The organism is Polaribacter sp. SA4-12 (assembly GCF_002163675.1).
In the GTDB taxonomy this organism is placed as follows: Bacteria; Bacteroidota; Bacteroidia; order Flavobacteriales; family Flavobacteriaceae; genus Polaribacter.
Genome location: NZ_CP019334.1, coordinates 2082843 through 2107921, shown reverse-complemented (window position 1 = coordinate 2107921; position 25079 = coordinate 2082843). Strand labels below are relative to the sequence as shown.

Below are 25079 nucleotides of genomic sequence, written 5' to 3'. Positions count from 1 at the left end.
CATAATTGTTGTTAAAAATTACTACAATTTTATGATATAATTTACACCATAATTTACTGGACGAGTTTCTGTGTCACCAGTTGAACCAACTGAACCAGACACCACATGGCCATGACTCCCAGCATTAGAACTTGTATTGTTTGTAATACGATACCCTATTTCTCCAGAATTCCAACCACCGCCATCTATACCAGATTGATCTCCTGCTCCAGATTGATAAGCATGCGTATGTGAACCAGCTGTATTCGCAAATAAACTACCACTACCATGTAAATGACTTCTAAATGTATCCGTTTGAAAAGTGCCCAATCCTGGTCCACTTCTACCATTGGTAGGACTTAAACCTGTACCTCTTAAAAATGTACCTTGAAGATTAGGCGCAGTATTACCAACCAATGCTATTAATGCTGCAGAACCTGTTATAGATGTTAAGCTTTGCCCATCACAAAGCACCCAGCCTTCAGGAGCTGTTGTACCTGAATAAGGCATAATGGCACCTGTTGGTACGCCGTCATCTGCATTTGTTGCATTTGTTGCCAATGCTGCTTTTTGAGCAAAAAATGCATAAGGAGTGTATTGAAAAGTTTGGTTATAGACTTCTATGGTGTTTCCTTCATAGACCACTAAAACTTTCATTTTTAAATTTGTTATTGAAAAATCTACATTGTTAAATGCACTAGTAGTTGGGTTTCCTGTACTTACTATATGAGAAAAGACACCAAAATTATCTGTTTTAATAGCTTGCGTTTCTGAATAGAGAACAGTGTTGTCGTTTTTTGTAATGCTAAACGTAAATGTTAAGTTAGTATCTGTTATAGCAGAACTTGCATTATCTCTGGCGATACCTTGTATTGCAATTCCTTGTGCAAATGAGATTGTTGTAATAAACAAAAACAATAATGTGTTATAGAACTTTTTCATGATTTTTGACTTAAATATTTGGTTAGTTAGTTAGTTTATGTCAAAACTATGTATTCCTAATGAGTCTTGATATAAGTAGTGCCTGCAATATATACGTACCTATACGTATATATTGCAGGCACTACTTATGTGTTGTTTTTCTATTTGTGTTTATCTTTGTATCACTGTTATTTGAATTTTAAAGTAGATTATGGGTGATAATTAATTAAATATAAGATCTTAACCAAACTTTTTTACTTCATTTATTTGTAAATTATTTTCCCCCAACATTCTATTTATTTTGAATCTCACATTTAATTTATGTGAGATTTTTCTATTAAACATGTTCTGTTAAATATTCTAGATGAACTACAACGTTTTCATTTAAATTATTATTTAAAATCATTATAAATAGTATTTTTTAGCGAATATAAAAGTCAAAATATATCAGTCATAATGGGCAAAAACCCTAAATTTGCATGATTTTTTAAGATAACTAACAATTCCAAATTTACTATGTCAAAAGACATTCGTATTAAAAAAGGCTTAGATATTAAGCTTGTTGGCGGTGCAGAAAAAACTACTAAAGAGACTTCTTTAAGTAGTGTTTACGCAGTGAAGCCAGAAGACTTTCACGGAATTACACCTAAACTTATCGCAAAAGAAGGCGCAGAAGTAAAAGCTGGAGAAGCACTTTTTTATTCAAAAAGTGACGAACGTATTTTATTTTCAAGCCCTGTTTCTGGTAAAGTTGTAGAGGTAGTACGTGGAGCAAGAAGAAAAGTGTTAGCAGTGAAAATTGCAGCAGATTCAACACAAGAGTATAAAGATTTCGACACTAAAGATGCAGCGAAAATGTCTGCAGAAGAAGTAAAGAATCATTTGTTTGCTTCAGGTTGTTGGCCATTTGTAAAACAACGTCCTTATGATGTAGTTGCAAATCCAAACCAAGCACCAAAAGCTATTTTTGTTTCTGCCTATGCAAGTGCACCATTAGCAGCAGATTTAGATTTTACTTTAGCAGGTAAAGAAGCAGAATTGCAAGCAGCAATTACAGCTGTTTCTAAACTTACAGATGGTAAGGTTCATGTTTCTGTTGGAGCAAATTCTAATTCTCCTTTAGCTAGTTTAAATGGCGTAGAATTGCATAAGGTTTCAGGACCCCATCCTTCAGGGAATGTGAGTACTCAAATTGCAAACATAGATCCTATTAATAAAGGTGAAGTTGTTTGGGTAATTACTCCACAAGATTTAGTAATTATTGGTGAGTTACTTTTAACTGGTAAATTTAATGCAACAAGAACAGTTGCTTTAACAGGTTCTAAGTTTAGCAAGCCACAATATGTAACTGCAATTGCAGGAGCAACTATTTCTGATGTAACTGCAAGTAATTTAGAAAACGATAATACAAGAATCATTAGCGGAAACGTACTTTCTGGAAAGGAAGTAAAAGAAGATGAATTTTTGGGTTATTATGACAATCAAATAACTGCAATTCCAGAAGGAGATGATTATGAATTATTTGGTTGGACAACACCAGTTTTCAATAAGATTTCTACTTCTAGAGCGTTAACTTTTTCTTGGTTAACTCCAAAGAAAAAATACGATTTAAATACAAATACAAACGGAGAGCACAGAGCATTTGTTGTTACGGGTTCTTACGAAGATGTTTTTCCTTTAGATATTTATCCAATGCAATTGTTAAAAGCATTTATGTATAAAGATTTAGACGAAATGGAAGCTTTAGGAGGTTACGAAGTAGCTCCAGAAGATTTTGCACTAACAGAATTTATTTGTGTATCTAAACAACCTCACCAGAAAATAATACGTGAAGGTTTAGATTTAATGAGAGAAGAATTAGGATAAGATTATGGGCTTAAAACAAAATTTACATAATTTAAAAGAGAAATATAAAGGAACAAAAATGGCTCCTGCGTTTAACGCAATCCATACCTTTTTATATTTACCAAATGTTGTTACTCACGGAGGAACACATATAAAAGCAGCAGATGATTTAAAGCGTACCATGAATACGGTAATTTTAGCTTTAATTCCTTGTTTGATTTTTGGAATGTTTAATGCAGGTTATCAACACCATGCAGCAATAGATGCTACTTTAAGAGCAGATGTATTAGCAAACTTTTTTACGTTCGACAATCTTTGGATTGGAATCATAAAAGTGTTACCATTAGTAATCATTTCTTACGGAGTTGGTCTTGGAGTTGAATTTATTTTCGCTATCATAAAAGGGCATGAAGTAGAAGAAGGTTATTTAGTAACTGGTATGTTAGTTCCATTAATTGTACCTATTGATACTCCTTTATGGATGTTATCTGTAGCAGTAATTTTTGGAGTTGTAATTGGTAAAGAAGTGTTTGGAGGAACCGGAATGAATATCTTAAATCCTGCTTTAACAATTAGAGCTTTCTTATTTTTCGCATATCCAACTTGGATGTCTGGAGATAAAGTTTGGGTTCATGGAGCAGATCCTCGTATGGGAATGCTAGGGACTGAAAATATTCCTGATGCAATTTCTGGAGAAACTATTTTAGGTGCTTATGCTCAAGGTCAAGAAGTAATTTACTCTAATTGGGATATGTTCTTTGGTTTTATACCAGGTTCAGTAGGTGAAACATCAACATTCTTAATTCTTTTAGGAGCAGCATTCTTGATTTTTACAAAAATTGGAAGTTGGAGAATTATCGTTTCTACTTTCTTAGGAGCAGCAGTAATGGGGTTAATATTTAATCAAATTGTAGCAGCAGATATTATTACAGAATCTAGCAAGTTTTACGGATTAATGAACACAGTTTGGTGGGAACACTTAATGATTGGTGGTTTAGCATTTGGAGCAGTTTATATGGCTACAGATCCTGTAACAGCATCACAAACAAATAAAGGAAAATGGATTTACGGTTTTTTAATTGGTTTTATTTCAATTATGATTCGTGTGTTTAATCCTGCATATCCAGAAGGAGTATTTTTAGCAATCTTATTAATGAATGTATTTGCTCCAACAATAGACCATTATGTGGTTCAAGGAAACGTAACGAAAAGATTAAAACGTACTAAAGTTAAAACTGCCTAATTATGAGTAAGAGAACAGATAGTAATTCATATACAATGATTTTCGCCGTAATTATGGTGTTAATTGTTGGTTCGGTATTGGCTTTTTTCGCATCGTCTTTAAAACCAAATATTGACGAAAATAAAAGAATCGAAAAGCAGCAAAACATACTTTACGCTATGGGCGTAAATGAAAATGAAGGAACAAGTGCAAACTTTGTTTCTAGAGATATTGCCGGTACTGAGTTTACAAAATACATCAAAAAGCAATTAATTATTCAAGGTGATAAAAATACTGAAGACGATAAAGCGTTTTTTATTGATGTTAAAAAGCAACAAGCTTTAGCCAAAGATGGTAATGTAAGAAAGTTGCCTTTGTTTGTTGGAGAAAAAGATGGTAAAACATTTTATGTAGCACCAATTAGAGGTAAAGGTCTTTGGGATGCAATTTGGGGTTATGTAGCTTTAGATGAAAACATGATTGTACAAGGAGCATATTTTGATCATAAAGGTGAAACACCTGGTTTAGGAGCAAACATAAAACAACGTTATTTTATGGATGATTTTATTGGTGAACATTTAATGACTGAAACTGGAAGTTTTAAAGGAATTACAGTTGCCAAAGGAAATAACGATCCAAAGAACGAAGACAAAACAGATTATGAAGTGGATGCAATTGCTGGTGCAACAATTACTGGTGATGGAGTTTCTGCAATGATCAAATCTGATTTAAAATTATACGTACCTTATTTTAAATCATTAAAAAAATAATTTATGGGACTTTTATCAAAAAAAGACGCAGCATTAATTACAGATCCATTATTGGACAATAACCCAATTACAATTCAAGTATTAGGTATTTGTTCTGCTTTAGCAATTACAGCAGAATTAAAAGCTTCTATTGTAATGGCTGTTTCTGTAATGTTTGTATTAGGTTTAGGAAACGTAGTTATCTCTTTAATGAGAAACATTATACCATCAAAAATTAGAATTATCGTTCAGCTAATTGTAGTTGCAACTTTAGTAATTATTGTTGATTTAGTTTTAAAAGCTTTCGCTTATGAACTGAGTAAAACACTTTCTGTTTTTGTGGGATTAATTATTACGAACTGTATTATTATGGGGCGTTTTGAAGCTTTCGCTTTAGGAAACGGACCTTGGCGTTCTTTCTTAGACGGAATAGGAAATGCAGTTGGTTATGGAGTTATTTTAATAATAGTAGGTTTCTTTAGAGAACTTTTAGGAGCAGGAACTTTGTTAGGATATCCTGTATTAGGGAACCCTATCCCAGGAGAATTATCAGGTTTATATGCTTATGGATATGAAAATAACGGTTTTATGTTATTATCACCAATGGCATTAATTGTAGTTGGTATTATTATCTGGATTCAACGTACTAAGAACAAATCATTAATAGAAGAGAATTAAAAGTAAACAGTAAAACCAGTACTCAGTTGGCAGTCAATGCTGATACTGAAGACTGTAAACTGTAGACTGAATACTAAAAAATATGGAACATATAGAATTATTTTTCAAATCGATATTTATAGATAACATGGTATTTGCAACCTTCTTAGGAATGTGTTCTTACCTTGCTGTATCTAAAAAAGTAACTACTGCTGTTGGTTTAGGAGCTGCTGTAATTTTTGTATTAGCAGTAACTGTACCTTTAAACTGGTTGTTAGATCAGTATATTTTAAAAGAAGGCGCATTAGTTTGGTTAAATCCAGAATATGGAGTTAATGGAAGCGAAACTATGGATTTAAGTTTCTTATCATTTATCATGTTTATTGCAACAATTGCAACCATGGTACAATTGGTAGAAATTGTTGTTGAAAAGTTTTCACCATCACTATACAATTCATTAGGTATTTTCTTACCGTTAATTGCTGTAAACTGTGCTATTTTAGGAGGAAGTTTATTTATGCAATCTCGTGAAATTCCTTCTTTAGGATTAGCACTAACTTACGGAGTAGGTTCTGGAATTGGATGGTTTTTAGCAATTTTAGCAATTGCAGCTATTCGTGAAAAAATTAGATATTCAAATGTTCCTCCTGCATTAAGAGGATTGGGAATTACGTTTATCATTACAGGATTAATGGCAATTGGTTTTATGAGTTTTGGAGGTATGTTAACTGGAGGTGATGAGCCTGTAGAAGAAAAACCAAAAGTAGAAGCTGAAGCTACCATTAAAAAAGAAGAAGTAAAAACAGCAACTAAAGAAATTGTAGCTGAAAACACAAATATAAACCAATAGTAGCATGATATTAGCAGCAGGTACAACAGGAACCATTATTGCAACAGTAGCAGCTTTTTTAGTATTAACACTGGTATTAGTAGCATTATTATTATTTGTAAAACAAAAATTATCTCCTTCTGGTCCAGTAACAATTACTATCAATGGAGAAAAGAAAATAGAAGTAGGTTCTGGTAGCACACTTTTAACAACATTAGGAAACGAGAAAATATTTTTACCATCGGCTTGTGGTGGTGGTGGTTCTTGTGTTCAGTGTGAGTGTCACGTAAATTCTGGTGGAGGTGAAGCTTTACCAACAGAAACACCTCACTTTACAAAGAAAGAGTTAAAAACAGGAATTCGTTTAGCATGTCAAGTAAAAGTAAAGCAAGACATGGATATTTCTATTCCAGAAGAAATTTTTGGAATAAAGAAATGGCCTGCAACTGTTGTAAGAAATTATAACGTAGCCACATTTATTAAAGAGTTTGTAGTTGAAATTCCAGAAGATATGGGATACAAAGCAGGTGGGTATATTCAAATTGAAATTCCAGCTTGTGAAGTAAATTTTGCTGATATGGATATTACAGCGCATCCAGAAGAACACGATACACCAGATAAGTTTGAAGCAGAATGGGACAAGTTTAACTTAAGACCATTAGTAATGAAAAATGCAGAAACTGTAGAAAGAGCATATTCTATGGCTTCTTATCCTGCTGAAGGAAGAGAAATTATGTTAAATGTACGTATTGCTACACCTCCTTTTGATAGAGCGAAAGGTGGATGGATGGATGTTAATCCTGGAGTAGCATCTTCATATATATTTAATTTAAAGAAAGGTGATAAATGTGTAATTTCAGGTCCTTATGGAGAATTCTTCATTAACGAATCTGAAGCAGAAATGTTATATGTAGGTGGTGGAGCAGGTATGGCACCAATGCGTTCTCATTTATATCACTTATTCAGAACCTTAAAAACAGGTAGAAAAGTAACATATTGGTATGGAGGTCGTTCTAAAGCAGAATTATTTTATATCGAACACTTTAGAGCTTTAGAAAGAGATTTTCCTAACTTTAAATTTTATATTGCTTTATCTGATCCAACAGAAGCAGATAATTGGACAAAGAAGACCGATATTAGTGATGAAGCTGGAGATGGTTTTGTAGGATTTATACATAATTGTGTAATTGAAAACTACTTAGATCACCATGATGCACCAGAAGATTTAGAATTGTATTTCTGTGGACCACCATTAATGAATAATGCTGTTCAGAAAATGGGAGAAGATTTTGGTCTTGCTGATGAAAACATTCGTTTTGATGACTTTGGAGGATAAATTTCAATAAATATATATTATTATAGAGCCGATACAAATTTTGTATCGGCTTTTTTTATGTTACTAATTTGATTGTTTATTAACATAATAGATCGTTTAAGAACATTCTTTTTAGGATTACGTAATTATTGATTATTCTTGTAAAAATGTTCCCTACTATTTATGAAACAATGCCCTATTTGTACTAAAAGTAAAAAAGAAAAACTATCTATAAATAGTTTTATCCCTTCTCTTGGGTTTAATAAATGTTTCAATTGTAAAAAGAAGTTTATTTGGGTAAAAGTTCTCAATAAAAACTACTTTTTAAAGAATCAATCATTATTAAGGTAGAATCCTTTTAAGTTTGAATAAGATAAATAATGATTTACCTTATTCGTTTTTATCCTTTTTTAAATGGATTACTAAAAATGTTTCATCTCCTAAAATGTATAGAATATTTTTTTTCACATACTCAAATAATTTAAATTCCTTAAAATTCAGTAGATTAGTAAACTAATCTATATCAATGAACTGGACTTTCTATCTTATTATCTTTCTAAGTATTGTAGTAGTAGTTAGTATCGTTATTTATTTCTTTCAAGAACGTTTTTTATTTCACCCAGAAAAACTGCCTAAAGATTTTCAGTTTCAATATGAAAATCAAGAAGTACAAGAATATAATTTGGAAATTAAAGAAGGTGTTACTATAAATGGATTGCACTTTAAAGCAGAAAACTCCAAAGGATTGGTGTACTATTTAAAAGGGAATTCAAAGAGTATAAAAGGTTGGGGTAAATTTGCAGTAGATTTCACAATACATAATTACGATGTGATTATGATTGATTATCGTGGTTTTGGAAAAAGTACAGGGAAAATGAGTCAAGAAAGCATGAAACATGATGCTTTGTATGTGTATGATAAACTGAAAGAAGTTGTAAAGGAAGAAAATATCATTATTTACGGACGCTCATTAGGTACAGGTTTGGCTACCAAAGTTGCTTCTGTAAATAACCCTAAAATGTTGGTTTTAGCATGTCCTTACTTTAGTATGAAAAAGAATGTAAGAAGGTATCTTCCTTTTATTCCTTTAGGTTTGGTAATGCGTTATTCTATGCCAACCTATAAGTGGATTAAATACGTTGAATGTCCTATCAAAATTATTCATGGTACAAATGATAAAGTAATTAAGTTTGCATCTAGTTTAAGACTATCCAAAATGAAACCAAATCTCACAAAATTGTTTCCAATAATTGGTGGCGGACATAAAGATTTGCATAATTTTGAAAGCTATCATAAAACTTTAAAAGAAATTTTAGTTGCTGAAGAAGAATTAGAGTTTGATAGATCAAAAACAAGTATCGATTTTATAAGAACTAAAAAGAGTAAGAAATAGTGATAAAGAGAATTATAGCTTCCATTAGTTTTTTGTTGATAATAGGATTGGTTTTTTTCTACTTCTTTCAAGAGAAATTTATTTTTATCAATTGGAAAAAATTAGATAGAAATTATCAGTATAATTTTCCAAATAAATTTGAAGAAATTTTTATAAAAACAGATGGAAACAACGAAATTAATGCACTTCATTTTAAATTACCAAACCCAAAAGGAGTTGTTTTATTTTGTCATGGAAATAAGGGTAATTTAACAAGATGGGGAAATCGAGTTGCTTATCTTTTAGAGTATAATTACGAAGTACTGGTTTTTGATTATAGAAATTATGGAAAAAGTACAGGGAATTATAATGAAGAAGCGATGTATAATGATGCTTTATCTACATACAATCATTTAAAAAAGGATTTTAATGAAGAAAAAATTGTTGTCTATGGATTTTCATTAGGAGGAACTTTTGCTACAAGAATAGCATCTCAGAATACTCCTAAGGAATTAGTGTTAGAGGCACCTTTTTATAATTTGAAAAAAGCATTACAATGTTATTCGAAAATTGCACCCACTTTTTTGTTGAAGTATCAATTTAGAACAGATAATGATATCACTAAAGTAACTGCTCCAATTACTGTTTTTCATGGTAATAATGATAGCACAACTTCTTATAAAGGTTCTAAAAAGCTATTAGAACTAAACTCATCAACCAAAAACAAGTATATTAAAATTGATGGAGGAACACACCATAATATTAGACAATTTGATATTTATAAAGAAAAATTGAAAGAAATTCTAGAGCGTTAGTATCTTCTGAATTTTATAAATTGTATTTTTGAATTTCAGAAAGCATAACTTTATGAAGCGTTTAGAAAAGATTTTAAAGAAGAATAAATACATCAAAATAAAACTAAAGAAAATTGCTACTAATCATTTAGAATTGAAAGCAACAATTAATGGTATAAAAGGTAAATTTATTTTAGATACTGGTGCTTCAAATTCTTGTGTAGGTTTAGATTTAATAGAATACTTTAATCTAGATACAGAAGAAAGTGATACAAAAGCTGCTGGAGCAGGAGCTACAGATATGGAAACACTTCTGTCTCAAAGTAACCACTTAAAAATTGGCAGTTGGAAAACTAAGAAATGCCATTTAGTTTTATTCGATTTATCTCATGTAAATACTGCTTTAACGCAACACCATGCAAAAGAGGTTCATGGAATTATTGGAGCTGATATTTTACGAAAAGGAAAAGCATTTATAGACTATAATAAAAATGTTTTGTACTTAAAAAAAGCAAAGAAATAATTAATTTAAAATAAAATAGAATGAGTTTGCAAAAACAAGTAATGGATAAGATGAAAGAAGCAATGAAAGCAAAAGATAAAGTTGCTTTACAAGCTTTAAGAGCAGTGAAAGCTGCATTTTTATTGGCTAAAACTGAAACTGGTGTTCAAGAAGAATTAACAGAAGAACAAGAGTCAAAAATTATTCAGAAGCAAGTAAAACAAAGAAAAGATAGTGCTGCTATTTTTCTGAAACAAAATAGAGAAGATTTAGCAGCTCCAGAATTAGCTGAAATTACAGTTTTAGAACAGTTTTTACCAGAAGCCTTATCAGAAGAGAAAATTGAGGAAGTTGTTATTGCAACAATTGAAAAATTAGGCGCTTCTGGAATGAAAGATATGGGTAAAGTGATGGGAATTGTCTCAAAAGAATTAGCAGGACAAGCTGATGGAGGAACTATTTCTGCTTTTGTTAAGAAGAATTTAATGTAAATAAAAATAAATTTTTGCTCTCTTTTTTTTAAAATTACAAAGGGCAGAAATTACAAAAGGCCCTATAGTTCAACTGAATAGAATATCAGATTTCGGCTCTGACGGTTGCAGGTTTGAATCCTGCTAGGGTCACAAAAAGCTACTAATTACATCATGTAATTAGTAGCTTTTTATTTTATTAAAATAATTCCATTTACTGATATAAGTCATCTTTTAGAAGCGCTTTAATGCTGAAATTTGATATAGGATTTAAAGTCATATATTATGAGGAAAGATGAGCCTGTATCAACAATAATGGCAACCGATTTGGTTACATTATGTATTAGTGATGATTTAGTAACCGCAGAAAAATTGTTTATTAAAAATAAAATTAAACACATTCCTGTAGTTAAAGAAAAAGAAATCATAGGTATGTTAAGTTACACAGACATACAAAGGGTTAGTTATTCAGATATAAGTGACGATCAAACTTCAATAGATAGTTTTGTATATAATACATTTACTATTGAACAAGTTATGGCAAAGAATATTGTAGCAGTTCCTCCTTATACATCTATTAAAGATGCAGCAGAATTGCTTACAAAAAAAGGATTTCACGCATTACCAGTAGTTGAAGATTCTGAGTTAGTAGGAATAGTTACTACAAGGGATTTAGTAAAATACTTGGTAGCAAATTTATAGCAATATTATAGTGGTTTTTATATTGGTTAGTTAGTAAGAAAGAGGCTTTTAAGCCTCTTTTTTCATTTTAATTTTATCTTCAAATATTTTTTTAAAAACAAATTTTGCAATTTTTATTTATTACTATTTGGTTTTTTTATTAGAAAAAAAAGGACTGAAAATATTTACATTTTTTTATGGGCTAACTGATACAGGTCATTTCTTAGACTTTCTTTAATGCTGAAATTTGATTTAAAGTCATAAATTATGAAAAAAGATGAGTATGTTTCAACAATAATGGCAACTGATTTGGTTACATTATGTATAAGTGATGATTTAGTAACTGCAGAGAAATTGTTTATTAAAAATAAAATAAAACACATTCCTGTAGTTAAAGAAAAAGAAATCATAGGTATGTTAAGTTATACAGACATGCAAAGGGTTTGTTGTTCTGATGTAAGTCAAGATAAAACTTCAATAGATAGTTTTGTTTATAATACATTTACTATTGAGCAAGTAATGGCAAAGAATATTATAGCAGTTCCTCCTTATACATCTATTAAAGATGCAGCAGAATTGCTTAAAAGAAAAGAATTTCACGCTTTACCAGTAATAGAAGATTCTGAGTTAGTAGGAATAGTTACTACAAGGGATTTTGTAAGATATTTGGCAGCAGAATTATAGTGATCTTAAATTGGTTAGTTAGTAAGAAAGAGGCTTTTTAAGCCTCTTTCTTATTTATATAAGCTCCTATTATTCGTTGAATATCTTTATTATCTTTTTTGGGTTCTACAAAAAACTGGTAATCTTCTGGGTTTTCTAATTGTTCAGATTGATGAATATCGACATAACCAAAGCCTTGATAAATTCCATCTAAAATTAGTGCAAAACCAACTTCGTTTTTAGTTCTTCCTTTTTCTTTGATCACTAAATTATCTGCTCCAATACCAACTGATTTGATTGCTTTTTTAACTCGTTTATTATAATCTTCAACCGATTCTTTATCGCAACAAATACCTTTGCATTCTTTTAATTGATAATGAAAGCAACGAGAAACATTGGTTTGTAAATGACAGTATTTTGGGCACAATACAAATTCTTTACAAAGTGTTTCTAAATGATTTCTAGCTTCTGCCACAGAGTAATATTTCATTATTGGATTAGGAATCAATTTTAGCCTATTAGATGCTAAATGAATGATACCTTTTTGATCTTCATAAGAAAATATGCCAACAGCTTCTCCTGCTCTTCTTTGAGCTCTATTAAATTTTGGATAAATCTGTTTTATTTCTGCTGATTCGTGCAGCAATGCTAACAACTCACTACCTGTTTTTGTGAAAGAAATATCAGCAGTTTCTAAACACATCATTTGCTCTTTTTTCTTTTTGTCATAAAAATGACTGATAACGCGTTGCTTTATATTATTTGCTTTACCAACATAAATAACTTCTTTGGCTGAGTTTTTAAAGTAATAAACGCCAAAAGTTTCAGGTAAATTATCAACGGTCTTTTTATCTAAAAGAGGCGGTAAGGTTGCTTGTCTAGATTTTGGATTTAAAAAAGAGTTGATTGTAAAATTATCATCTCTTTCAATTAATCTTCTAAACAATTCTGTAGTTGCTTCAGCATCTCCTTTAGCTCTGTGTCTTCCATTAATAGGGATGTTTTCTGAAGTACAAATATTCCCTAAACTATAAGAGTTTAAGCCAGGAATAATCTTTCTTGATAAACGAACAGTACAGAGTTTTTTTCGTTTAAAATCGAACCCTAAATTTTTAAATTCTTCGTGAATAATATTATAATCGAAGTTGACATTATGTGCTACAAAAATGGTGTCTTTGGTAATTTCTGCAACCTTTTTTGCAATTTCATAAAACTTGGGTGCATTTCTTACCATTGCATCTGTTATGCCTGTAAGATTGGTAATAAATGGCGGAATGTTTTGTTCTGGATTTACCAAAGTAGTAAACTCATCAACAATAACTTTTCCGTCAAAAACAAAAATGGATATTTCGGTTATTTTAGAACCTTTATATCCATTTCCTGTTGTTTCTATGTCGACAACTGTGTATAACAATTATTCGATAGTCTTTTTTAAGTCAGCAATAGTTTTTGTAGGATTTTCAGATCCAAAAACATAACTACCGGCAACTAAAACATTTGCTCCAGCTTCAATTAATGCATTTGCATTATAAGATGTAACACCTCCATCAATTTCTATCTGACATTCAGATTCTGTGAATTCAATTAAATGTTTTAATTGACTTACTTTTTTATAGGTGTTTTCTATAAATGATTGTCCTCCAAAACCTGGGTTTACACTCATGATACAAACTAAGTCTAAATCTTCAATTACGTCTTCTAAAACTGAAATTGGTGTGTGAGGGTTTAAAGCAACTCCTGCTTTCATTCCTGCTGCTTTTATTGCTTGTATTGTTCTGTGTAAGTGTGGACAAGCTTCGTAATGTACCGTTAAAATATTTGCTCCTAAATCTGCAAAAGTTTGAATGTACTGATCAGGATTTACAATCATTAAGTGTACATCAATCGTTTTTGTAGCGTGTTTAGTAATCGCTTTTAAAACTGGCATTCCGAAAGAAATGTTTGGTACAAAAACACCATCCATAATATCAATATGAAACCAATCTGCTTCACTATTGTTTACCATTTCGATGTCTCTTTGTAAGTTAGCAAAATCTGCTGCTAAAATTGAAGGTGCAATTAAATTACTCATTAGTTAGTTGTTGTGTTGTTATTTAATTTTGCAAAGGTAATTAAATTGTTATTGCGAGGTACGAAGCAATCTCTTAAAAATGTTAGAATAATTTATTATAAAATTCGACCACATAGGCACATAGAAAATAGAGATTCTATGGAAAGAAAGAAAATTATATAAATAGGTTTAGCCCTTATTAAACGGCATCCTTTTTTGTACTAAATTTAATTGACTGTTCGATAAATAAAAAAATCTCTATGTTTATTTTGTCTCTTTTTCTTTTCCATTGATGAATACTGAATCAAGTTCAGCACAGGCTTCAACAAAAATCTAGACTGATTTTAATTTTTTTAAATTCTACTTTGTATTCTACTATCGCATCCAGACCACTACGTTCTTTGGATGCTTGCCGTTCCATACAATTTGAATTTCTACAAAAATTAAAAGTAGGTCGGTAGAAAGAAATTTGTAATTAATTTTAATTTGACCAAATAGATTCATAGAAAATATAGAATTTGTGGTAAAAAGAAAAGTTTATAAATAGGTTTAGCCCTGATTGAAGCGGCATCCTTTTTTATTTTTCATAAAAAAGATATAGCGAAAAGCAGGAAATAGCTTCAAAAAAACTCCCGAAAAGAATTCGAGAGTTTTATAAATATTTTAATTTAGGTTTCGGTATGAGTGAGATACCAAAATCAATCTGCGATTGCTAGCCTAAGTAGGTCATTAAAATTTTAGATCTAGAAGTGTGTTTTAATCTTCTAATTGCTTTTTCTTTAATTTGACGAACACGCTCACGAGTTAAATCGAAAGTTTCACCAATTTCTTCTAAAGTCATTGGTTGGTGTTCACCTAAACCGAAGTATAATTTTACAACATCTGCTTCACGTGGAGTTAGCGTTTCTAAGGCTCTGTTTATCTCGATACGTAAAGATTCGTGTAATAATTTTCTATCAGGGTTTGGAGATTCTCCAGAGTTTAATACATCGTATAAGTTAGAATCTTCACCTTCAATTAAAGGAGCATCCATAGATACGTGACGTCCAGAATTCTTCATAGATTCTTTTACGTCATTAACCGTCATGTCTAATTTCTTAGCAATTTCTTCTGGACTTGGCGGTCTTTCGTTTTCTTGCTCTAAGAAAGCGTACATTTTGTTAATTTTATTGATAGAACCAATTTTATTTAACGGTAAACGTACAATTCTAGATTGTTCTGCTAATGCTTGTAAGATAGATTGACGAATCCACCATACTGCATATGATATAAATTTAAAACCACGAGTTTCATCAAAACGTTTTGCTGCTTTAATTAAACCTAAGTTTCCTTCGTTTATTAAATCGGGTAATGTTAATCCTTGATTTTGATATTGTTTTGCAACAGATACAACAAATCTTAAATTGGCTTTCGTTAATTTCTCTAATGCTCTTTGGTCACCAGCTTTAATTAACTGTGCTAATTCTACTTCTTCATCAGCAGTAATTAAATCTACTTTTCCTATTTCTTGTAAGTATTTATCTAACGATGCAGTTTCTCTATTAGTAACCTGCTTGGTAATTTTAAGTTGTCTCATCTAATTCTCTATGACTTTTTAAAGGATTAATGTATTGCTACATTTTATTATACGTTAGAATCTTAATTTTTGTTACAAAAAGTTTCACATTTTTTTTAAAAGTCTATTTTTTACCATTCACCGAGCAAATATGGTAACTAATCTTTTTATTTATTTTGAATGTGACTTATTGTATTTATTTGTGTCATAAATATAACCGAATTGAAAACACTTGTATTAAAAAAAGTTACCGACGAAGATTTAGTCTTTAAAATTATAGAAACAAATAATGCAGAATTATTTGCTGAATTGTATGATAGATTTTCTAAAGTAGTATATAATAAATGTTATGGTTTTTCTAAAAGTAAAGAAGAAGCAGAAGATTTAACACATGATGTTTTTATTAGGCTGTTTGTAAAACTAAGAACCTTTAAAGGTAATTCTAAGTTTTCTACATGGTTATATTCTTTTACATACAATTTTTGTGTAAATTATGTTCAAAGAAATGCCTACAAGAAAAAAGAGAAAATTACAGTTGTTACAGATCAAATAAAAGATGAATATGTTTTTGATGAAATTGACGATGCTAATTTATTCGAACTAAAGTCGGATAAATTAGTGAAAGTTTTAGCTTTAATTGAGCCAGCAGAGAAAATGATTTTATTAATGAAATATCAAGATGATATGAGTATTAAAGAAATTATGGATGCGTTACAAGTTGGTGAAAGTGCAGTTAAAATGAGAGTCAAAAGAGCAAAAGCAAAAGTTGTAAAAATGTACGATGAACTGTAAAAAATATGAAAAACTCTTTTAAGAAGATCCTCACTACCCATGAGGTCCCTAAAGTTCTTAAGAACAAAATTCTAGATGACATTAGTATGATAAGACGTACTTTTGATATTTCCGATATTTTTTTAATGAAATATCCAGGAACTCTCTCGGATTTTTATATACATGAAGAAATTTCAAATAGATAAAAAATTTAAAATTTGATTGATCGTTGGGGGACTATCAATTATTATTGTGATTTTTCACAAAAAGAAAGAGACCGTTTTAACGGTCTCTTTTCATTTTAAATATTTTGTTTTTATGTGTTTAAAACAACCCGTTTATTTGAGCGTCTATTCTGTCTATAATATATCCTAAATCTTCTTGGTTAGTAACAAAATCAAGATTATCAACATCAATTATTAGCAACTTTCCTTTGGTATAAGTAGATATCCAAGCTTCATAACGCTCATTTAATCTGCTTAAATAATCGATACTAATAGAGTTTTCATAATCTCTACCACGTTTATGAATTTGCCCAACTAATGTAGAAATATCTGCACGCAAGTAAATTAATAAATCTGGAGGAGTCACTAAGTTTTCCATTAACTCAAATAAAGAACTATAATTACTATAATCTCTATTTGTCATTAAACCCATTGCATGTAAGTTCGGAGCAAAAATATGAGCATCTTCATATATTGTTCTATCCTGAATTATATTTTTACCAGTTTCTCTTAATTCTAAGATCTGACGAAATCTGCTATTTAGAAAATATACTTGAAGATTAAACGACCAACGTTCCATTTCTGTGTAAAAATCGTCTAAATACGGATTTTCATCAACAGATTCAAAATGAGGGTTCCATTTATAATGTTTGGCTAATAATTTGGTTAGCGTGGTTTTACCTGCGCCAATGTTTCCTGCAATTGCAACGTGCATATATTAAATTATAATAAGATTAAAAGGTGTGCTAAAGTAGTAAAAATAATAAATAGAAAAGGGTTAACAGATTAATTTATATCTAAATCCTCTAACATTATTGTTTTGAATATTAGTATCGCTTTTTAAATTTTCGCTGAGTTTACTAATAAATACTTACATATAGCTACTATTAAAAAATTGTAGAATTTATATTTTTTTAAAGTTGTTTTAAACCTTTAGGTTTTTCTTAAGTCTTATGTAATGTACATTACATTTATTTTTATTCGAAAATTAAAACCTATGAAGTCAATATTTACATTTATTCTAGCACTTATTTCAATAACTACTTTTGCTCAAAAAGAGTTTCAAGGAAAAGCAACTTACATGTCTAAAACTACGGTAGACATGAATAATTTTGGGAGACCTGGAGGACCACAAATGACAGAAGCAAGAAAAAAAGAGATTGCTCAAAGAATGAAATCGATGTTAGAAAAAACATTTATTTTAACTTTTGATAAAACATCGTCTGTTTATAAAGAAGATGAAAAATTAGCTGCACCAACATCTGGAGGAGGATCTAGATTTATGGGAATGATGGGAGGAAGTGGGGTAAGATATAAAAATACAAAAGATAAAGTAGCTTTAGAATCTACCGAATTTTTTGGAAAAAAGTTTTTAGTTTCTGATGAAATGAAAAACTTAGAATGGGAGTTAGGGAGTGAAACCAAACAAATAGGTAATTACACTTGTTTTAAAGCTACGTTAGTAAAAGAGGTGGATCCTTTAGATTTTTCTAACATGAGAAGACCAGATGATAAAAAGAAAGAGGATGGTGAAAAAAAATCTGATAAAGTTGAAAAACCAAAACAAATTATTATTACAGCTTGGTATACACCACAAATACCCGTTAGTAATGGTCCAGGTGAATATTGGGGTTTACCGGGTTTAATTTTAGAAATCAATTCTGGTAGAACTACAATTTTATGTACTGAGATTGTTATGAATCCAACAGAAAAAAAAGAAATTAAAGCGCCTACTAAAGGAAAAGAAATTACTAGAGAAAAATATACGATTACTGTTAAAAAGAAGATGGAAGAAATGAGAGAGCGATTTAAGAACAGAAGAGGAAATGGTGGAAGAGGACCTCATTAAATTTATATAAAATAACTACAACTTATACACATGAAAAAATTACTACTCGTAACCATTCTTATGGTTACACTATTTACAAATGCCCAAGTTAAACTAACAGGTTTTGTAAAAGATAGTATTGGAGAACCTTTAGAAATGGCGAATGTTTTTGCTGTAAATAAAACAACCAAAAAGGTGAGCTCTTATGGTTTTACAGATTCTAAAGGACGCTATAAATTAGACTTAGATAAAAACTCTTTTTTTAATGTTAAGATTAGTTATATAGGTATGAGAACTGCAGCTTTTGTAGTTGAAACCAAATCAGAAGATGTTGTTAAAAGTGTAGTATTAGCTTTTGATAATACTTTAGATGAAATTAATATTGTTTCTAAAATGCCAGTTACTATAAAAGGAGATACTATCGTTTACAATGCAGATTCTTTTCAAAATGGTACAGAAAGAAAGCTAGAAGATGTATTAGCAAAATTACCTGGTGTAGAAATTAATGATGCAGGAGAAATTGAAGTTGAAGGTAAAACTGTAGAGAAAATTATGGTTGATGGTAAAGACTTCTTTGATGGTGATACTAAATTGGCAACAAAAAACATTCCTTCTAATGCAGTAGATAAAATTGAGATTTTAAAAAATTTCGGAGATGTAACTCAGCTTAAAGGTGTACAAAATAATCAAGATAGAGTTGCAATAAATATTAAACTAAAAGAAGGCAAAAAGAATTTTTGGTTTGGTGATATAACTGCAGGTTCAGGGAATTCTACAGACGAGAGTTTGTATCTTTTACAACCAAAACTATTTTATTATTCTCCAAAATATACAATTAACGTTATAGGTGATGTTAATAATATGGGAGAAGTTGTTTTAAATAGAAGCGATATTAGAAACTTTAGTGGAGGCTTTAGAAGTCAAAGTCCTTCTAACGGAACAAACATAAGTTTAGGAAGTGCAGGAATTGGTTTTTTAAATGCAAATGCAAGAAATGCGAATAAAATTGAAACAAAATTAACAGCTTTAAATTTTAGTTATTCACCAAATCCTAAATTAGATTTAAGTGGTTTTTTAATATTTTCTAGTAATAGTAATGGACAACAAAACAATGTAACTAGCGATTATTTAGATCCTACAATTCCAGATGATTTTACACAAAGCATCACAGACCAAACTAGTAATACAGGTTTATTTAAGTTTACCACGAACTATAAAAAGGACGCAAACAATCAATTAGATTATGATCTTATTGGTCGTTTTTCAAATGAATATAGAACAGATGATGTAAACTCTAGAGTTTTAAGTGATATTAGTGAAAGTGAAAGAGCAACACCTTATAAAATCAATCAAAAATTAAGTTATTTTTATACAGCAAATGAAAAGAATATTTTTGCTTTAGAGGCGCAACATTTGTTACAAGATGAAGACCCTTTTTATGTAGCATCTTTGGAGAATGATTCATCAAATAATGATGATGCAGATAATGATGGTTTTGACGATGCAGCAGAAACATTAGGTTTAGATAGAAGTTTAGAATATTATAATTTAGAACAAGATAGACGTGTGAAGTCGAATCAATTAGATGTGAAATTAGATTACTATAATATTTTAAACGATAAGAGCAATTTAAATTTCGTTTTAGGAACGATACAAAGTAAGCAGAATTTTGATTCTAAGTTTTTTCAGATTTTAGACAACGGAAATACATTTGATCCAACTCCTACAATCCCTGGAAATACAGATCCACAAACAACAAATGATACAGAGTATACATTCTCAGATATTTATGCAGGATTAAGATATCGTTTAAAATCGGGTATTTTTACTTTTACACCTGGTTTTACTTTGCATTCTTATTCTGTTAAGAATACGCAATATGAAACTGAATTATTTGAAGATAAATTTGAAAAATTCTTTCCAGAACTTGCAGTAATTGCTCAGTTTAAAAAGAGTGAAAGTTTACGTTTTTCTTATAAGCAAGAAGTGAATTTTACTGATGTTAATCAAATTGCAAGAGGAATAGTTGCTAATAGTTATGATTCTTTTTATTATGGAAATAGCGAGTTAATGAATGCACATGTTCATAATGTAAATTTAAATTATTTCAGCTTTAATATGTTTAATTATACAAATGTATATGCGAGAATAAACTACAAAAAAACGATAGACCAAATTAACAAAGATGTAAACTTTGAACCAGGTTCTGTAGTATCTAGTAGTACATCATTAAATTCGCCTTTTGATAATGAGAGTTTTAGTGCAAATGCAAGATTTGGTAAAACAATTAAGAAGGTTAAAGCATCTTTAAGTGCTAGTTATAATTACAGTAAAACCTATCAATTTTTAAATTCTGTAGAAAATACGAATACACTTAATTCACAAAATTATTCAGCAAGTGTAGGTACTAACTTTACAAAAGCGCCAAATGTTACTTTAAAATATAGGCTTGGTTTAACAGACCAAAGCAATAGTGCTAATGATAAAGATAATGAGGGAGTGACGCAAGCACCATCTATAAGTTTTGATGCTTATGTTTGGAACTCATTAACTGTTCGTACAGATTTTTCTTATAATGAAGTAAAACAAAACGGAACGGTTGCAAATTCTTTTAAAATTTGGGATGCAACTTTATCATATAGAAAAGATAAAGATGCAAAATGGGAATATGAGTTAGTGGGTAGTAACCTTTTAGCGACAGGTTCTAGAGCATCAGTTAATACAAGTAATGTTTTATTCTCTATAAATGAGACCTTTATTTTACCACGATTTATAAGTCTTAGGGTAAGATATCAACTTTAATATTAATTTATAAGGATTTAATAAAAAATGGCTCAATTTATTGAGCCATTTTTTATTTTGTTTATTTATTTTTGCAAAATGAGTTTATTAGCATCCAAATCATCATTTTACGCTACTTTTAAAAGTTTAGGAATCCTTTATATATTTATTGGGTTTGGTTTGTTTTTAGATAGTTTTCATATGGTGAAAATTACTAAAAACGCACAGTTGTATGCTAATATTAGTATGTCTATTGGTTTTTTTCTTACTTTTTGGCAAGTGAATAATCGTATTAGAGAACAAATGATTTATGCCGTAATTATTGCTGTTTTAGGAGAATATTTGTTTTCAATTCTTTTAGGAATGTACACATATCGATTAGAAAACGTACCACATTATGTTCCTCCTGGTCATGCATTGGTGTATGTTGGTGTGTTGTATTTTTCTAGAGCATCATCAATTATTAAAAACAAACTTAAGATTGAAAATATTTTTACCATATTCATACTTATTTATGCAACAGCATTTTTAATATTTGGTAACGATGTTTTTGGTTTTGTAATGACAATTGCAACGCTATTAATCTTAAGAAAAAAGCCAAGAGAAAGATTTTTTTATTTAACAATGTATATAACAGTTGCCTATTTAGAAATTATAGGAACCAATTATCTGTGTTGGGAATGGCCATCTACAGCTTGGGGAGTTTTCGATTTTCTACCAAGTTTTAATCCACCAAGTGGAATTAGCCTTTTTTACTTTTTATTAGATTTAGGTACTTTATGGTTTTATAAAAAACGTCATAAAATAGCTTGGTCTAGAATGAAAAATATTAGAAAAATTCGTTTATAAATTGCTAATTGTATAAACTAAAAAAGCATTAACTTCGTTATCAATAGTATTCAAACTAAATTTATAAGATGTCTATAAAAGTAACATCAGTTTCTAAAATTTATAAAACTCAAAAAGCATTAAATAATGTTTCTTTTTCTGCGGATAAAGGGCAAATCATTGGTTTTTTAGGTCCAAATGGAGCAGGAAAATCTACGATGATGAAAATCCTTACAGGTTTTATAAAGCCCAATTCAGGTGAAGTTTCAGTAGATGAAATAGATGTGTTACAAAATCCTTTAGAAGCTCAGAAAACGATTGGTTATTTGCCAGAACACAATCCTTTGTATACAGAAATGTATGTAAGAGAATACTTGCAATTTCAAGCTGCAATTTTTAAGGTTGATAAAAGCCAAATAGAAGTTTGTATCGAAAAAGTAGGATTAACAAATGAAGCTCATAAAAAGATAAATCAATTATCTAAAGGATATCAGCAAAGAGTTGGTTTAGCAGTAGCTATTTTACACAATCCAAAAGTGTTAATTTTAGATGAACCAACTACAGGTTTAGATCCGAATCAACTGGTAGAAATTAGAGCACTAATTAGAGAATTAGGAAAAGATAAAACGGTTTTGTTTTCTACACACATTATGCAAGAAGTAGAAGCTGTTTGTGATAGAGTTATCATTATTAAAGAAGGTGAAGTTTTGGTCGATAAAAAACTAGCGGAACTTAAAGAGAATAATCAACAAATAATAGCCGTTACTTTTGATTATAAGATTGAAGAGCAGTTTATAAATAGATTACCGAATGTAGTTTCTTATAAAAATAATTACGACAATACTTGGTATATCACTTTTGAAAGTGAAGAAGATATGCGTTCTACAATATTTGATTTTGCACAAGAAAATGGTTTGAAAATTCTTGAATTGAATACACAAAACAAGAATTTAGAAACACTTTTTAGAGAAGTTACTAGTTAGTCCTTTTTGTAATTCCTGCGTAGACAGAAATTTATATCAATTAAACTTAAAGAAAATAACTAGTTCTTATAAGTTTTTAAATATTGATAAGCTTCTAAAACAGTAGGAAAGGTAAGTACGCTTCCTACTTCTTTTAGCTCTTCTGTAGAGTAATTAGTTGTAATTCCTATAGGCATCATGCCAGCTAATCTTGCTGCATTTGTCCCTGTTAAACTATCTTCAAAAACCCAAATATTATCAAAATCTTCTTCTTTAAAATTTAAAGCATTTGCTAAAGAAATATAAGCTTCTGGTGCAGGTTTTGGTTTTACATAATCTTGTAATCCAAAAACAATAGAAAAGTTTAAATTTAAATGATGAATACTATTTTTTAAAAACTGTTTTGTAGCGTTACTTGCAATTCCATAAGGTATTTTTTCTTCGGATAAAAAGTTCGTAATTTCATGAATTCCAGGTAATAATATAGGAACTTTAAAATGAGAATCTAAATGCTGGTCTTTTAAAAAATATAAATCTTCAGTTTGATTTTTTTTGCCAATCAAACTGCAAAAATATTCTGAAATTAACATAGGAGATTTTCCTGAAAGACTTTTAGGAAAAGGCGCAATTTCAGTATCAAACAATTCTTTAAAAGCAGAAGACCAAGCCGAATTATGGCTTTCTTTACTATCGACTACAACTCCATCAAAATCAAATAAAAATCCTTTAGGTAATAACATTAATTGTTTGTTTTTTCGTTGAATAATTCTGTTAAATATGGGTTTAAAAATTTATTAGTTGGATCTAATTTTCTCCTTAAAATTTTAAAATCTTCCCACTTTTCATATATTTTGGACAGTTCTGTGTTTTTAGCTGCAAAACGTTTAGCCCAATGAGGTTTTCCTCCGTGTTTTAAAAATATTTTCTCAATAGTTTTAAAAGCTTCATACGTATCTGCAGTAGCTGCATTTCTAGAAACGCATCCCATTGTAACAGTATCTTTTTTGTAAGCATAGCTTAACCAAGAAGTGTCTTTGTATACAAAACGAATATCCATAGGAATATGAATAAACGATTTATTATTCCATTTATTTATCTCTGTTTTCAATTCTTCAAAGACAGTTGGAAATTTATCTAAACCAATGGTCCATTCTGCCAATTCTAAGGTAGAACCTCTAGATTTAGTAACGGTTGCTTGGTATAAAGAACCTTTGTGTTCTTTTTTAGAGCTAAAAAAACCTATGTATAAAAGTTTATTTGCAATCGCTGTAAACCAAGGAAAAATATGTGTGTATTTATATAATATTTTAGAAGCTGTTCTTCTATGTTTTAAGAAAGCAGGACCTAAATCTTCTTTAATTTCTGTATTTGGGTCAATTTTATCACCTGTAATTACATACCCTTTATTAGTATGAGGAAGCCATAAAATTCTTAAGAAATCATGTTTTTTAAGTCGCTCATTAATTTTAGGTAACCAAACTTTATCGTCTTCAGGACCTTCTTTTACATGTAACGTATATATTGGTTCACATTGAAAAGTAATTTCAGATAACACACCTAAAACACCTAATGAAACTCTGACTGCATAAATTAATTCATCTTTATCAGTTATTATTTTTACAGAACCATCAGCAAGAACAATGCTACATTTGGTTATGTATTCAGATAATAGTTTTCCACTTGTACCATGTGTTCCTGTTGCTAATGCGCCACCAATTGTAACTGTGTTGATGTCTGGTAAACAAGGAATACACCAACCTTTTGCTTCTATTTCTTCGAGTAAATCACCTAAAATTAAACCAGATTGCACAGTAATTGTACAAGCTGAATCATCAACAGTTAAAATTTTATTATACGAAGTAATGTCAATTAAAGTTTCAACTCCAGATGCAATATCTGCAGATGATTGTTTACTCCCAAAAACACGTATTTTTTCTGATTTTTTAACAACTTCTTGTAATTCCTCTTCAGAGGTAACTTTGTATAGTGATTTGTATTTGTATGTAAGGTTTTCGTTCCAACTTACCCAAGTACCGTTTTCGTTTTGTTTCATTTATTTTTTAAAAGATTAAACAAAAGTA

At 30.0% G+C, this 25079-nt stretch carries 24 protein-coding genes and 1 tRNA gene; 18 read left to right on the top strand and 7 right to left on the bottom strand.

The window, feature by feature from the left end; genetic code table 11:
• Positions 1-21: 21 nt before the first annotated feature.
• Positions 22-921: a tail fiber protein gene (locus BTO07_RS09225; RefSeq protein ID WP_087520950.1), complete on the bottom strand. Its 900-nt coding sequence runs from the start codon at positions 919-921 to the stop codon at positions 22-24.
• A 495-nt stretch (positions 922-1416) separates the two neighbouring features.
• On the opposite strand from BTO07_RS09225, the gene BTO07_RS09220 reads away from it, so the two are divergent.
• The 13 genes from BTO07_RS09220 (at position 1417) to BTO07_RS09160 (ending at position 12020) form a co-directional block, all read left to right on the top strand.
• Complete coding sequence (locus BTO07_RS09220; RefSeq protein ID WP_087520949.1) at positions 1417-2766, top strand: Na(+)-translocating NADH-quinone reductase subunit A; 1350 nt, start codon at positions 1417-1419, stop codon at positions 2764-2766.
• Positions 2767-2770: 4 nt separating this feature from the next.
• A complete protein-coding gene (locus tag BTO07_RS09215; protein ID WP_087520948.1) occupies positions 2771-3988 on the top strand; it encodes an NADH:ubiquinone reductase (Na(+)-transporting) subunit B in 1218 nt (405 codons plus the stop codon).
• A 2-nt stretch (positions 3989-3990) separates the two neighbouring features.
• On the top strand, positions 3991-4737 hold the full coding sequence (locus tag BTO07_RS09210) for a Na(+)-translocating NADH-quinone reductase subunit C (protein ID WP_087520947.1): 747 nt from the start codon (positions 3991-3993) through the stop codon (positions 4735-4737).
• A gap of 3 nt (positions 4738-4740) precedes the next feature.
• Positions 4741-5394 (top strand): NADH:ubiquinone reductase (Na(+)-transporting) subunit D, encoded by a 654-nt coding sequence (locus BTO07_RS09205; RefSeq protein ID WP_087520946.1) that lies wholly within the window; start codon positions 4741-4743, stop codon positions 5392-5394.
• 82 nt (positions 5395-5476) lie between these two features.
• Positions 5477-6223 (top strand): NADH:ubiquinone reductase (Na(+)-transporting) subunit E, encoded by a 747-nt coding sequence (nqrE, locus tag BTO07_RS09200; RefSeq protein ID WP_087520945.1) that lies wholly within the window; start codon positions 5477-5479, stop codon positions 6221-6223.
• Positions 6224-6227: 4 nt separating this feature from the next.
• Entirely contained in the window at positions 6228-7538 is a 1311-nt protein-coding gene (gene nqrF / locus BTO07_RS09195; RefSeq protein WP_087520944.1) for an NADH:ubiquinone reductase (Na(+)-transporting) subunit F, read from the top strand.
• Between the two features lie 505 nt (positions 7539-8043).
• The gene (locus BTO07_RS09190) at positions 8044-8910 is read left to right on the top strand and encodes an alpha/beta hydrolase (RefSeq protein ID WP_087520943.1); all 867 of its coding nucleotides are present in this window, start codon (positions 8044-8046) and stop codon (positions 8908-8910) included.
• Positions 8910-9704 (top strand): alpha/beta hydrolase, encoded by a 795-nt coding sequence (locus BTO07_RS09185; RefSeq protein WP_232456999.1) that lies wholly within the window; start codon positions 8910-8912, stop codon positions 9702-9704. Before BTO07_RS09190 ends, BTO07_RS09185 begins: the two co-directional genes overlap by 1 nt.
• Positions 9705-9756: 52 nt before the next feature.
• Entirely contained in the window at positions 9757-10206 is a 450-nt protein-coding gene (locus tag BTO07_RS09180) for a retropepsin-like aspartic protease (protein WP_087520942.1), read from the top strand.
• A gap of 20 nt (positions 10207-10226) precedes the next feature.
• Positions 10227-10676 carry a GatB/YqeY domain-containing protein gene (locus tag BTO07_RS09175; RefSeq protein ID WP_087520941.1) on the top strand — a complete coding sequence of 150 codons (450 nt, stop codon included), beginning with the start codon at positions 10227-10229 and terminating at the stop codon, positions 10674-10676.
• A gap of 58 nt (positions 10677-10734) precedes the next feature.
• A tRNA-Arg gene (locus BTO07_RS09170) sits at positions 10735-10808 on the top strand.
• 132 nt (positions 10809-10940) lie between these two features.
• Positions 10941-11357 carry a CBS domain-containing protein gene (locus BTO07_RS09165; RefSeq protein WP_087520940.1) on the top strand — a complete coding sequence of 139 codons (417 nt, stop codon included), beginning with the start codon at positions 10941-10943 and terminating at the stop codon, positions 11355-11357.
• A gap of 246 nt (positions 11358-11603) precedes the next feature.
• Positions 11604-12020 (top strand): CBS domain-containing protein, encoded by a 417-nt coding sequence (locus BTO07_RS09160; RefSeq protein WP_087520939.1) that lies wholly within the window; start codon positions 11604-11606, stop codon positions 12018-12020.
• A 37-nt stretch (positions 12021-12057) separates the two neighbouring features.
• On the opposite strand, the gene BTO07_RS09155 is transcribed toward BTO07_RS09160, so the two are convergent.
• From BTO07_RS09155 to BTO07_RS09145, 3 genes are all read right to left on the bottom strand, one after another.
• Entirely contained in the window at positions 12058-13413 is a 1356-nt protein-coding gene (locus BTO07_RS09155) for an exonuclease domain-containing protein (RefSeq protein WP_087520938.1), read from the bottom strand.
• The gene (gene rpe, locus BTO07_RS09150) at positions 13414-14070 is read right to left on the bottom strand and encodes a ribulose-phosphate 3-epimerase (RefSeq protein WP_087520937.1); all 657 of its coding nucleotides are present in this window, start codon (positions 14068-14070) and stop codon (positions 13414-13416) included.
• Between the two features lie 691 nt (positions 14071-14761).
• The gene (locus BTO07_RS09145; RefSeq protein ID WP_087520936.1) at positions 14762-15625 is read right to left on the bottom strand and encodes a sigma-70 family RNA polymerase sigma factor; all 864 of its coding nucleotides are present in this window, start codon (positions 15623-15625) and stop codon (positions 14762-14764) included.
• A 201-nt stretch (positions 15626-15826) separates the two neighbouring features.
• Between BTO07_RS09145 and BTO07_RS09140 the strand changes: the two genes are divergently transcribed.
• The gene (locus BTO07_RS09140; protein ID WP_087520935.1) at positions 15827-16396 is read left to right on the top strand and encodes an RNA polymerase sigma factor; all 570 of its coding nucleotides are present in this window, start codon (positions 15827-15829) and stop codon (positions 16394-16396) included.
• Between the two features lie 303 nt (positions 16397-16699).
• Here the strand turns inward: BTO07_RS09140 and BTO07_RS09135 are convergent, their stop codons facing one another.
• Positions 16700-17314: a deoxynucleoside kinase gene (locus BTO07_RS09135; protein ID WP_087520934.1), complete on the bottom strand. Its 615-nt coding sequence runs from the start codon at positions 17312-17314 to the stop codon at positions 16700-16702.
• A gap of 282 nt (positions 17315-17596) precedes the next feature.
• On the opposite strand from BTO07_RS09135, the gene BTO07_RS09130 reads away from it, so the two are divergent.
• From BTO07_RS09130 to gldA, 4 genes are all read left to right on the top strand, one after another.
• Complete coding sequence (locus BTO07_RS09130; protein WP_087522593.1) at positions 17597-18448, top strand: GLPGLI family protein; 852 nt, start codon at positions 17597-17599, stop codon at positions 18446-18448.
• 30 nt (positions 18449-18478) lie between these two features.
• The gene (locus BTO07_RS09125; protein WP_087520933.1) at positions 18479-21229 is read left to right on the top strand and encodes a TonB-dependent receptor; all 2751 of its coding nucleotides are present in this window, start codon (positions 18479-18481) and stop codon (positions 21227-21229) included.
• 78 nt (positions 21230-21307) lie between these two features.
• Positions 21308-22057 carry a hypothetical protein gene (locus BTO07_RS09120; RefSeq protein ID WP_087520932.1) on the top strand — a complete coding sequence of 250 codons (750 nt, stop codon included), beginning with the start codon at positions 21308-21310 and terminating at the stop codon, positions 22055-22057.
• Positions 22058-22125: 68 nt separating this feature from the next.
• Positions 22126-23019, top strand: coding sequence for a gliding motility-associated ABC transporter ATP-binding subunit GldA (gldA, locus tag BTO07_RS09115; RefSeq protein WP_087520931.1), 894 nt, complete (start codon positions 22126-22128; stop codon positions 23017-23019).
• A gap of 59 nt (positions 23020-23078) precedes the next feature.
• On the opposite strand, the gene BTO07_RS09110 is transcribed toward gldA, so the two are convergent.
• Both BTO07_RS09110 and BTO07_RS09105 read right to left on the bottom strand, forming a co-directional pair.
• On the bottom strand, positions 23079-23738 hold the full coding sequence (locus BTO07_RS09110; protein ID WP_087520930.1) for an HAD family hydrolase: 660 nt from the start codon (positions 23736-23738) through the stop codon (positions 23079-23081).
• Positions 23738-25051: a D-arabinono-1,4-lactone oxidase gene (locus BTO07_RS09105; RefSeq protein WP_087520929.1), complete on the bottom strand. Its 1314-nt coding sequence runs from the start codon at positions 25049-25051 to the stop codon at positions 23738-23740. The genes BTO07_RS09110 and BTO07_RS09105 overlap by 1 nt, the downstream gene beginning before the upstream one ends.
• Between the last annotated feature and the right edge of the window lie 28 nt (positions 25052-25079).